Annotated in this window: 14 protein-coding genes; 8 read left to right on the top strand and 6 right to left on the bottom strand. The window is 56.3% G+C overall.

Annotation, left to right across the window (positions count from 1 at the left end; translation table 11 throughout):
• Positions 1 to 205 precede the first annotated feature (205 nt).
• Together H6A25_RS12320 and H6A25_RS12315 are read right to left on the bottom strand one after the other, a co-directional pair.
• A complete protein-coding gene (locus tag H6A25_RS12320; RefSeq protein WP_204752417.1) occupies positions 206 to 373 on the bottom strand; it encodes a hypothetical protein in 168 nt (55 codons plus the stop codon).
• 20 nt (positions 374 to 393) lie between these two features.
• A complete protein-coding gene (locus H6A25_RS12315) occupies positions 394 to 792 on the bottom strand; it encodes a M56 family metallopeptidase (protein WP_204752416.1) in 399 nt (132 codons plus the stop codon).
• Positions 793 to 1240: 448 nt separating this feature from the next.
• Between H6A25_RS12315 and H6A25_RS12310 the strand changes: the two genes are divergently transcribed.
• Positions 1241 to 3244: an S-layer homology domain-containing protein gene (locus tag H6A25_RS12310; protein ID WP_204752415.1), complete on the top strand. Its 2004-nt coding sequence runs from the start codon at positions 1241 to 1243 to the stop codon at positions 3242 to 3244.
• Positions 3245 to 3282: 38 nt separating this feature from the next.
• Here H6A25_RS12310 and H6A25_RS12305 read toward each other — a convergent pair whose 3' ends face one another.
• Positions 3283 to 4224: a M14 family metallopeptidase gene (locus H6A25_RS12305; protein ID WP_204752414.1), complete on the bottom strand. Its 942-nt coding sequence runs from the start codon at positions 4222 to 4224 to the stop codon at positions 3283 to 3285.
• A gap of 94 nt (positions 4225 to 4318) precedes the next feature.
• A complete protein-coding gene (locus tag H6A25_RS12300; RefSeq protein WP_204752413.1) occupies positions 4319 to 4540 on the bottom strand; it encodes a hypothetical protein in 222 nt (73 codons plus the stop codon).
• A 188-nt stretch (positions 4541 to 4728) separates the two neighbouring features.
• Here H6A25_RS12300 and H6A25_RS12295 point away from each other — a divergent pair, with 188 nt between their 5' ends.
• The 7 genes from H6A25_RS12295 (at position 4729) to H6A25_RS12270 (ending at position 6952) form a co-directional block, all read left to right on the top strand.
• A complete protein-coding gene (locus H6A25_RS12295; protein WP_204752418.1) occupies positions 4729 to 4920 on the top strand; it encodes a YlcI/YnfO family protein in 192 nt (63 codons plus the stop codon).
• A 105-nt stretch (positions 4921 to 5025) separates the two neighbouring features.
• A complete protein-coding gene (locus tag H6A25_RS12290; protein WP_118426612.1) occupies positions 5026 to 5226 on the top strand; it encodes a helix-turn-helix domain-containing protein in 201 nt (66 codons plus the stop codon).
• Positions 5227 to 5393: 167 nt separating this feature from the next.
• Positions 5394 to 5606 carry a FeoA family protein gene (locus tag H6A25_RS12285; protein ID WP_204752412.1) on the top strand — a complete coding sequence of 71 codons (213 nt, stop codon included), beginning with the start codon at positions 5394 to 5396 and terminating at the stop codon, positions 5604 to 5606.
• Between the two features lie 123 nt (positions 5607 to 5729).
• Complete coding sequence (locus H6A25_RS12280; RefSeq protein WP_204752411.1) at positions 5730 to 5891, top strand: FeoB-associated Cys-rich membrane protein; 162 nt, start codon at positions 5730 to 5732, stop codon at positions 5889 to 5891.
• A gap of 140 nt (positions 5892 to 6031) precedes the next feature.
• A complete protein-coding gene (locus H6A25_RS13005; RefSeq protein WP_275951905.1) occupies positions 6032 to 6154 on the top strand; it encodes a hypothetical protein in 123 nt (40 codons plus the stop codon).
• A complete protein-coding gene (locus H6A25_RS12275) occupies positions 6151 to 6684 on the top strand; it encodes a carboxypeptidase-like regulatory domain-containing protein (protein WP_243423368.1) in 534 nt (177 codons plus the stop codon). Before H6A25_RS13005 ends, H6A25_RS12275 begins: the two co-directional genes overlap by 4 nt.
• A 49-nt stretch (positions 6685 to 6733) precedes the next feature.
• Positions 6734 to 6952 (top strand): helix-turn-helix domain-containing protein, encoded by a 219-nt coding sequence (locus H6A25_RS12270; RefSeq protein ID WP_204752409.1) that lies wholly within the window; start codon positions 6734 to 6736, stop codon positions 6950 to 6952.
• 58 nt (positions 6953 to 7010) lie between these two features.
• Here the strand turns inward: H6A25_RS12270 and rpoD are convergent, their stop codons facing one another.
• Complete coding sequence (gene rpoD, locus H6A25_RS12265) at positions 7011 to 8171, bottom strand: RNA polymerase sigma factor RpoD (RefSeq protein WP_204752408.1); 1161 nt, start codon at positions 8169 to 8171, stop codon at positions 7011 to 7013.
• Positions 8172 to 8173: 2 nt separating this feature from the next.
• Positions 8174 to 9943: a DNA primase gene (gene dnaG / locus H6A25_RS12260; RefSeq protein WP_204752407.1), complete on the bottom strand. Its 1770-nt coding sequence runs from the start codon at positions 9941 to 9943 to the stop codon at positions 8174 to 8176.
• Between the last annotated feature and the right edge of the window lie 141 nt (positions 9944 to 10084).

Here is a 10084-nt window from a genome sequence, read left to right as displayed (position 1 = left end):
TGGCAGACCGCACTCCTATTATAGCAAAGGGAGTTTTTATTTCGCCATTATCGACATAAGTCTTTTTTTGAACCACTCGCCTAGCGAGTGGTTTTCGGAGCACAAAAAACTGGCTGCCTGCATAAAGCAGACAGCCAGCCTTCTTACCTTTTTCGATACAGCTTAAAATGGAAACATATAGCTTCCAATGCGGTCTATTTTTCCCTTACTCCTGTGGAACTTCCACTTTCATTTCGCCGTGGAATTTTCCCTTATCCCCCACTTCTACATAGCCTGCATAAATCACCGATTTTTGGTCTGTAGAAACGGAGTTTGTCACCGACTGACCTGTCACCGCTTTATCATCCCGTGGCAACAGCCAAACTTCTTTCAAAGTTCCCTGTTCCTGCGATGTTACAAGGCCAGTAGCCTCATTATAATAGACCGTCCCTTCCAGAGTGAAAAAGACCCAGGGCTCCTTGTCTCCAGTACTCTGTGCAAAAGCAGCTTGCTCCACTGATCCCGGTTGCGGAAATGCTGCCATTCATGGAGCAGGATCAGCCGCAGATCCCCCTCTTTATAGTCTGCATCCGACAGAAAAAAGATCACCGGACGGAAAAAGCCGATGACATAGGGCGTCCCGCTTCCCGCCGCCAGGCGCACCTGGCCCCGGAACCCCGGGAGCCAGTTTTCCACCTTCTCCATCATCTCCCGGGGAATGGAGGGACACTGGGCCATATAGCGGCCATGGCGGGCCCATTGCCATAGAAACTGCCCCAGCAGCAGCGCCGCCCCCCATAGCCACACAAACAAAAAACACATCCCCTGTCTGGATGGAATGTCCTCCCAGCTGGGCAAGGTGGATGCGAAATCCCCGCTGCACCCAGACCAATATCTTTCGCGAGCCTACGATCTGGGTGAAAGGAAGCTCAACGGGCAGCACCAGGCGCAGCATGGCCAGAAAGACAAACAGGCACAAAGGCTTCAGCCCCAGACGCACCATTCGGGATGTTTTCCGGCAAAGCAGCCAGAGCACCACCGAAAGCAAGCTGCAAAAAAGACACCGTTCAAAAAAGAATACAGATCCAACAGGGTCCACCGATATAGAATCCCTCCATTATCATAGTCCATTTTTTCACCTGCCATTGAACCGATTTCCTTGTTACTATAAATTTTCTCACCTCATCTGTCAACCGGCTCCCCCACTTATCCCTTTTCCTTTTTTATGCTATACTGTAAGAAAAAGCAAGGAGGAATGGCTATGAAAGGAAAACGGGTTCTTTGTTTTTTGCTGGCACTGTTTCTGACGGCATCCCTCGTCCCCTCCCCGGCCTGGGCGGAGGGTGAAGCGCGGGAAATCCAGGTGACCATCCAGACCGGAACGGGAACATCGGCCCAGGCTTCCCTTTCCTGGGAGGATGGCTGGTTTACCCAGGCGCCTTCCCAGTACCAACAGGGCCTGGCCCAGGCCTCCATAGCCCTTTCTGCCGCTGCCTATTCCCAGGACCAGGGGGAGGAACTGGCCGATGCCCTGACCGGTCTGGGCTTTGAGCAGGTACATCTCTATCACTATGGCCCGGAAGAAGAAGAGGCCGAAAACCAGGTGGCCTATGCCTTCGGCTTCAAAAAGCTGGCGGGCGCAGACAAAACCCTGGTAGCCATCGTCATTCAGGGCACCAACGGCAGCGCCCAGTGGCGGAGCAATTTCCGCATCGGTGAAGGAAACCATCACCAAGGCTTCGCCCTGGCCCGGGATGAGATGATGGAGCAGCTGGAAAGCTACCTGGCTGCCCTTCCGGAGGATGAGCCTTTGTTCTTTCTCACCGGACACAGCCGGGGCGCTGCTGTTGCCAATCTGGCCGCCCAGCGTCTGACGGAAAAAGACAAAACAGTCTATTGCTACACCTTTGCCACCCCGGCCACGGTGCAAAAAAACGCCATCACCGAAGGAGCCCCGGGGATTTTCAACATCCTCAGCCCCCAGGATCCCATTCCCCGGCTGCCCCTGGCCATCTGGGGCTATGGCCGCTATGGTCAGGACCTGTTCCTGCCCTCTCAAAGCTCCCGGGATGACTATGCCCAGCTGCGGGAGGAAGCGGCGCCTTTGTACCAGAGTCTCACCGGCCTGTCCCTCCCCATCGGAGAAGGATGCTGGGACACCGACCGGCTCATTGCCCTTTTGGAAGAGCTGGCCCCTTCCGCCCCAGACTACACCCAGCGCTCTTTCACCCTGGGTTCGCTGATCCCCCGTCAGATCACCCTGGCGGAATACTTCCAGTATCTGTCTGATATTCTGGGTGGTGCCCAGGATCAGACCCAGGCCGCTTTTGTTTTTCTTTCCTCCCTCCAGGGAGAGCTGGCCCCGCTGAGCCAGGCCCTGCGGAGTCTCCAGGGGGAGGACAGTCTGTTTTACAGCCACAGCATGGCCTATTATCTGAGTTGGCTGTCCTTGGGGGAAAAGGCCCTGGACACCCAGTGCGCCTATCTGCGTCTTTCCAGCGAAACCGCCCTTTCTCCCCCTTTCCAAGGGGACGGAGAGCAAGGCTTTTTCTGTGATCTGCCTTTGGGACAAGGTCTGACCCTCACCGGAGAGGAAAAAAGCCTTCTGCAAGTGGCACGGTATCAGAAAGGCGCCCGGCAGGGCACCCTTCTGTATGTTCTGCCCGCTGGAGAGACCCAGCTGACGGCCTCCTGGGAGCCGGTGCTTTCCGGCCCCATGGGCCCCCTCTCCCCTGCTCCCACCTTTTCCGATGTTACAGAGGATGCCTGGTATTGTGAAGATGTAGCCTGGTGCGCCGCCCAGGGGCTGCTGGAAGGGGACGGGCAGTCCTTCTTCCCTCAGCAAAATGTCAACCGGGCCATGGCGGTGACGGTGCTTTACCGTCTGGCCGGAAGCCCCCAGGTGTCCCGCGCCTCCTTCTCCGATGTGGCGGAAGATGCCTGGTATGCCGCCCCCTGCGCCTGGGCTTTGGAAAAAGGCATTGCACAAGGGGATGACATGGGCCTGTTCCATCCGGAACGCCCTGTGACCAGACAGGAAATGGCCGCTTTCTTCTGCCGCTTTGTCGGAGGCGAAAGCCAGGGAGAAGCCCTTGGGGCCTTTGCCGACGAAAGCCAGGTGAGCCAATGGGCCCGGGAGCCTTTGTCCTGGAGTGTGGAGCAAGGGCTGATGAAAGGGGTCTCCCCCACCCTTCTTTCCCCCCAAAGCTCTCTCACCCGCAGCCAGCTGGCTGCTCTTTGCGCCCGATTTGAAAAAATGGGATAAAAGAAGCCCTCCGGCAAACACTGCCGGAGGGCTTTCATTTACTTTTCATTCCAGGTGCCGTAGGCGATCAAAGGCTCTTTGCGTCCCACTCCCAGGGCGGTGGTATGATAGAGCACCACTCCGTCAAATTCCGCCTGCACCCGACAGATAACCGAGCCTTCCAGATTTTCCACCACGCCCAGCAGCTGTCCCTTTTCCACTTTGTCTCCGGCTTTTACCTGAGGGTACCAGAATCCCTCTTCTTCTCCTTCCACATACCGGGCTTTTGTGATCTCCTTCTGGGGTATCGCGGGAACGGGGCCGGAGCAGATCCCCAGGTGACAAAGCAGAGCCAGCACATCCTCCCGGCAGGCCCTTACTTCCTCTTCACTCCAAAGCCCCTGGCCTCCCCGCTCAATGAGCAATGCGGGGATTTTCTGCTGCACCGCCCAGCTATACAGTCCATTTTTGGCGGTGGAAGCCACCCGATAGGGTACATTCAGCACCTGAGCAGCCTGACGGGCGGCCCGGCACACTTCTTCCTCCCCATCCCGGGGAAAAAAGACCAACGGCTGCAAACTCTCGTTGCAGTCACCGCTGTGAAGATCGGCCAAAAAATCTGCTCCCGGATAAAGAGCCTGCTCCAAAGCCCAGGCCAGACGGAAGGCGGCGCTGCCTTGGGATGAGCCGGGAAAAGCCCGGTTCAGATTGACTTTGTCCTCCGGCACCACCTGTTTGGCCCCGGCATAAAAGCCCTGAGGATTGGCCAGAGGCAGCAGAAAAATACTGCCCTTTACCTCCCCCGGATCCAGCTCTTTGATCAGGCGGCGAAGCGCTTCCACCCCCACATATTCACACCCATGCACACCGGCGGTGACCACCAGCCGGGGGCCGGAGGACACCCCGCGCAGACACACTCCCCTTAACGGTTTTCCCCCAGGCACCGGGATCTCCACCCATTTTTTCTCCCCGGGAGAAACATCCTTTTCCCAAACAGTCATACAAGCAAGCTCCTTTGGTTAGTTTACGCTAACCAAAGGATAGCACATTTCCCGCATAAAAGCAAGGGGAACGGGGCATCTTCCCGTTCCCCTGTTATTTTTCCTGTTTTTCTTCCGGGCCGGCATCCTTGATGGGCAGAAGGGTCAAAGAGGGCTCTTTCTGATTGAGATAGATCTCTTCGCGCTGGCGCTGGGCCTCAATAAGAATGCGGATGGCCTTCTCGCTGGCCTGCATCATGGTATAATAACCGCAAGCGGCTATTATACTGATTTTGCGGCCGTTTTCTCGTCCCGTTTGCGGGACAACCGAAAACATGGCCAATATCCCATGTCGCTTCGCTTCATGGTATACTACATGGTTTTGTAATCGGCGTAATCGCTCAATGCCATCACCTCTTCTTTATTGTACCCGCTTTTCCCCCAGGCGGTATGCATTGCAAATGCAATGCATACACAAAAGGAAATATGGTGTAAACTGGAGGAAACGGAAGGCAAAGGCAAGTGATGGCGGTGAAATTCAAAATTCCCACAATTCCATCCACGGTAAACAAAACCATCCGCTTCCCCGCCGATCTGGTCAACGAAGTGGAAAAGCTGATCCAGGGCCAAAACTGCACTTTCTCTGCCTTTGTCATCGCCGCCACGCAGGCTGCGGTGGAAGACCTGCAAAAGCAAGAAAAGAAAAATCCACACTAACGCCCCATGGAGATTTAGTGCTTCCCTTCACAAATTCTAGGACAAATAGTCCTTTTTGTCAATAGTACCATTTGTCCTTTGTTATAGTGGATACGGTGATAATTTATGAATCTCCGTATCCGGGATCTGCGGGAGGATGCCGACCTGACCCAAAAGCAGGTGGCCGATCTCCTGCAATGCGATCAATCTCTTTATTCCAAATATGAACGGGGCCTTCGGCCATTGCCTCTAGAGGCCGCTGTCCGTCTGGCTCAGTTTTATCAGGTTTCCCTGGACTATCTTACCGGTCTCAGCGATACCCCCTGACACACAAAAAACCGCCCTCTTTTCAGAGGGCGGGTTTTTCGTCCACAGGCTAGTTTCTGCCTTTTGGGGGAAAATATTTCCCCTCTTCCCCTTGACAAAATCCCCCTGCCGATGATATAGTAGTGCCAAGTTAGTAACTGCTAACTAATCGCAAAGGAGGAATCCCCATGAATCTCACCCATGCACAGGAAGGCGTGGAATACATCGTCAAAGAGATCCTCACCGACGATGAGGAACTGAACAGTTTCCTGTTTTCCCTGGGCTGCTTCAGCGGTGAACCCATCACCGTCGTCTCCCATCGGAAGGGCGGCTGCGTGGTTTCCATCAAGGACGGCCGGTACAATTTAGACACCCAGCTGGCCGCAGCCATCCAGATCTGATCTTTTTTTGAAAGGTGGTTAGCTTTTGCTAATTCCGCCTTTTCTTTCCCCATATAGTTAGCATACGCTAATCATATGGTAAATCCCCCCCACCAAGGGCGGGTATTGAGGAGGTTTTCAGAAATGTCCCCTGTGGATATCCTTTTGCTGGGAGTGATTTTCGCCCTGGTGGCCCTGGCCGCCCGGTATGTATACAAAGCCAAAAAAAGCGGCTCCCCCTGCATTGGCTGCGACGCCGGAAAGGGCTGCTGCCACTGCTGCTCCACAGCACAAAACAAAAAATAAACCCAAGACCCCAATCCCCGGAGGCAGAACCTCCGGGGATTTTTTGTGCCGAACCATTTTCTCTCCTGCTGCATACCATGGGCATAGGGCGATGGGAAGGCCATCTTCCCCGTCCATTTTCCAGTCAGGAGGTTTTTTCCATGGCGGATATCAAACAGGACCTGCTCTCTTTGCAGTACAGCACCAGCTTCTCCCTCAGCGGCATGGAGGAAGCCAACATTGATTTGCAGCTTTCCACGGCTCCCCTCCCCCATCCACTCTGACCGGCATTGTCACCGACGGAGAAGGCCCGGTGGCCGATGCCACCGTCAAGGTCTTTGACAGCGCCGGTATGCCCTATCAGCACACCCTCACCGACCCTTCCGGCCTGTATACCATCACCGATCTTCCCGAAGGAAGCTATACCGTGGCCGCCGCCAAGGAGGGCTATCTCCTCTCTCCCGCCTCGGGTGTTGCCCTCTCTGCCGGTTCCACCCAGGATGTGCCTCTGCTGCTCACTCCGGAACCCACCCTGTCCCTGGGCGCCATTGCCGGCGTGCTGTCGGTGCTCCAGCCGGAGCAGGAGCCGGCATTTTCATTCTTTTTTCCATACTGCCCGCATCTTTTTTTCGTCTCTTCCCCCGGGCCCGGCCTTTCTGGTGCTGGGACGGGGGACAAGGCGGGCCTGCATCGCCCTTGCTTTTTCCCATCAAAATCTCCGCCTCACCTTTACCCGGGAGCCTTTTTTGCCTCCGGATTTTTTTGGTTTATATTGACTATCATAGAAAATTTACCCAAGAACAATCCGTTCTGATAAGGGATTTTTTAGAATATTTTGGGCCATACTGGATTTGGTGATTCCTATGTGGCAATATCGAAGGATCCGGGATCTGCGGGAGGATCTGGATATGACCCAACAAGAGTTAGGCGAAGCCCTGGGGTTTTCCCAGCGCACTTACGCCTATTACGAAAGCGGCCAACGGATGATCCCTCCCCAGGTGCTCTGCGCTCTGGCGGATTTCCACCAAGTCAGCGTGGACTATATCCTGGAGCGCACCGATCAGAAAAAGCTCAACCGATAACACGAATCAAAAACCCCTGCACAGGATGATGTGCAGGGGTTTTTCCGTTTGAGAAACATCAATTCAAAAAGTCTTTCAGCTTTTTGCTGCGGGAGGGATGGCGCAGTTTCCGCAGGGCCTTGGCCTCGATCTGGCGGATGCGTTCTCTTGTCACATTGAACTCCTTGCCAACCTCTTCCAGAGTGCGGGTGCGGCCGTCCTCGATACCGAAACGCAGGCGCAGCACCTTTTCCTCCCGGGGAGTCAGGGTCTTGAGCACCTCCACCAGCTGCTCCTTCAGCAGAGTGAAGGAAGCCACCTCTGCCGGTTCGGGAGCATCGTCGTCGGGGATAAAGTCCCCCAGATGGCTGTCCTCTTCCTCGCCGATGGGGGTTTCCAGGCTCACCGGCTCCTGGGCGATCTTCATGATCTCCCGCACCTTGTCGGCGGGAATGCCCATCTCGTCGGCGATCTCTTCGGGGGAGGGATCGTGGCCCAGCTCCTGAAGCAGCTGACGGGACACACGGATGACCTTGTTGATGGTCTCCACCATGTGCACCGGGATGCGGATGGTGCGGGCCTGGTCGGCAATGGCCCGGGTGATGGCCTGGCGGATCCACCATGTGGCGTAAGTGGAGAACTTATAGCCCTTGGTGTAATCGAATTTCTCCACCGCTTTGATCAGGCCCAGGTTGCCCTCCTGGATCAGGTCCAGGAACAGCATTCCCCGGCCCACATACCGCTTGGCAATGGACACAACCAGACGCAGGTTGGCTTCGGCCAGGCGCTTTTTGGCCTTTTCGTCCCCTTCCAGCATCCGCTTGGCCAGCTCGATCTCTTCATCGGGGGACAGCAGGTCCACCTTGCCGATCTCCTTCAGATACATCCGCACCGGGTCGTCGATGGCCAGACCTTCCGCCAAAACGGTGTCGTCGGGCACTTCTTCCTCGTGGATGTCCTGGATCTCCTGCAGGCCCGGATCGTCCAGATCCATCAGGGGAACTTCCGGCAGGCCGTCCTCCTCTTCCACGGCGATGCCGATTCCCATCTGCTCCAGCATCTCCATCATCTTGTCCTGCTGCTTGCTGTCCAGCTCCAGCTCATCAATGGCCAGATTCAGCTCTTTCATGGTGATTTTGCCGTTTTTCTTGGCATTGTCCAGCAGATCCTTGATGATCTGCTGCTTGCTCTGGGCAGTCTCCTGGCTCTTGTCGTTCTTCCTGTTCTTCTCTTCCGCCATTCTTACATTCCTCCACGCTCTTGCTGCCGCCGGAGCCGGCGCTGGGCCAGCTCCAGAAGGGCTGCATCGTCTTGTTCTTCCGTCTGATTTTTCTTTTTGATATATTCCATCTCGATCACCGAGAGATAATCTTCCAATGCCCGCTGGGGATTCTGCACCGGCGGCTCTTTGGCCACCAATTTCGCCAGCGTCTCCCCTTCTTCCGGAGAAAGAAGGCTCATGCACAGCCCCAGGCTGGTTTCTTCCCCCTGCTGCCGCCGTTTGAGAAGCAGTTCATAGATCTTTCCCAGAAAGGGAGAGGAAAACTGCTCCGGCTGCAGCCGGGAGGACACCCTGTCCAGAAGCTCTCCGTGGGAAAACAGCAGGGCCACAAGCCCTTCCTCCCGCCGGGCGGAGCGCACATTGTCATACCGCAGATCCCGTGCGGCGGGCTGGGCGGCCCGGGCGGGCTGCATGGCCTGCCGTTCCTGCTGGACTCTGGCCTGCCGGGCCCGGCGCTTCCGCTGCCGTTCCACCTCTTCCAGCATGGACTCCGGACTGACTCCCGCCTTCTCCGCTGCCTGCCGGGAGAAGATCTCCCGCTCCACAGCGCTGGGGATGGCACAGAGCAGCAAGGCGGCCTGCTGAAGAAACTCCACCCGATCCTGGGTTTCTTCCAGATCGAACCGGGCGGCGATTTCACCGAGACGGTACTGAATGTCGCTGTCCGATTTTTCCAGCAGATCCCGGAAAGCCCCCGGACCATTTTTCCGGATGTATTCATCCGGGTCCTTGGCCCCGCTCATACGCAGCACCCGCACCTTGAGACCGGTGGGGGTCAGCAGATCAATGGCCCGCTGGGCAGCCTTTTTCCCCGCCTCGTCGCTGTCATAGCAGATGATCACCTGCTCCTTGCCCCGGGAGGCCATCAGCCGGGCCTGCTCCTTGGTGAGGGAGGTGCCCAGGCTGGCTACGGCGCTTTGGAACCCGGCCTGGTGCAGGGCGATCACATCCATATACCCTTCGGCCAGAAGGAAAAAATCCCCTTTGGATTTTTTGGCGAAGTTCATGGCGAACAGGTTCTGGCTTTTCTGAAACACCGGGGTATCGGAGGAGTTTAAATATTTGGGCATACTGTCGTCCATCACCCGTCCGCCAAAGGCGATGACCCGGCCCTGGATGTCGATAATGGGGAACATGACCCGGTTGCGGAACCGGTCATAGACCCCGCCGCTTTTGTTCTGCACCACAAGGCCGCATTCCAGCATTTCCCCTTTTGTAAAGCCCTTCTGTGTCATGGCGTGGATCAGGCTGTCCCAACTGTCGGGGGCAAAGCCCAGGCCGAAATGCTTCAGTGTGGCGGGAGAAAGACCCCGGCCCAGAAGATAGGAAAGGCCCCCCTTTCCTTCGGGGGAATAGAGCTTTTCCACATAGAACCGGGCGCTTTCGGTGCACAGGGCGATGAGCCGTTTCCGTTTCTCCCCATAGGAGGCCCCGGTGTCCTCGGGGACTTCCATCCCCACCTGGGCGGCCAGATGGCGCACCGCTTCGGGAAAGGTCATGTTTTCCATGCGCATAATAAAGTTGATGACCCCGCCTCCGGCGCCGCAGCCGAAGCAATGGTAGATCTGCTTATCCCGGGACACCGAGAAGGAGGGCGTTTTTTCGTTGTGGAAGGGACACAGGCCAAAGTAGTTGGAGCCGCTTTTTTTCAGCTTCACATACCGGCTGACGATGTCATAAATGTCGCATCGTGCGGTGAGTTCCTGTAAAAAACTTTCTGGTAACGCCATCTTCTTCCCTCCCATTCAAGCAGCGTGACGCTGGCGGAGTGCCTCCGCTGTCATATTGCGCTCCCGCGGCGGAGTGCCTCCGCTGTCATATTGCGCTCCCGCGGCGGAGTGCCTCCGCTGTCATATTGCGCTCCCGCGGCG

The sequence above is a fragment of the Intestinimonas butyriciproducens genome, from assembly GCF_016901775.1.
GTDB lineage: Bacteria > Bacillota > Clostridia > Oscillospirales > Butyricicoccaceae > Pseudobutyricicoccus.
This window is presented reverse-complemented; position numbering and strand designations above follow the sequence as displayed.

What these genes read in the sequence shown, in the direction of transcription:
- H6A25_RS12310 (WP_204752415.1), top strand. Translation starts at nt 1,241, where the DNA reads ATGAAAGGAAAACGGGTTCTTTGTTTTTTGCTGGCACTGTTTCTGACG.
- H6A25_RS12305 (WP_204752414.1), bottom strand. Translation starts at nt 4,224, where the DNA reads ATGACTGTTTGGGAAAAGGATGTTTCTCCCGGGGAGAAAAAATGGGTG.
- H6A25_RS12300 (WP_204752413.1), bottom strand. Translation starts at nt 4,540, where the DNA reads ATGTTTTCGGTTGTCCCGCAAACGGGACGAGAAAACGGCCGCAAAATC.
- H6A25_RS12295 (WP_204752418.1), top strand. Translation starts at nt 4,729, where the DNA reads ATGGCGGTGAAATTCAAAATTCCCACAATTCCATCCACGGTAAACAAA.
- H6A25_RS12290 (WP_118426612.1), top strand. Translation starts at nt 5,026, where the DNA reads ATGAATCTCCGTATCCGGGATCTGCGGGAGGATGCCGACCTGACCCAA.
- H6A25_RS12285 (WP_204752412.1), top strand. Translation starts at nt 5,394, where the DNA reads ATGAATCTCACCCATGCACAGGAAGGCGTGGAATACATCGTCAAAGAG.
- H6A25_RS12280 (WP_204752411.1), top strand. Translation starts at nt 5,730, where the DNA reads ATGTCCCCTGTGGATATCCTTTTGCTGGGAGTGATTTTCGCCCTGGTG.
- H6A25_RS13005 (WP_275951905.1), top strand. Translation starts at nt 6,032, where the DNA reads ATGGCGGATATCAAACAGGACCTGCTCTCTTTGCAGTACAGCACCAGC.
- H6A25_RS12270 (WP_204752409.1), top strand. Translation starts at nt 6,734, where the DNA reads ATGTGGCAATATCGAAGGATCCGGGATCTGCGGGAGGATCTGGATATG.
- rpoD (WP_204752408.1), bottom strand. Translation starts at nt 8,171, where the DNA reads ATGGCGGAAGAGAAGAACAGGAAGAACGACAAGAGCCAGGAGACTGCC.
- dnaG (WP_204752407.1), bottom strand. Translation starts at nt 9,943, where the DNA reads ATGGCGTTACCAGAAAGTTTTTTACAGGAACTCACCGCACGATGCGAC.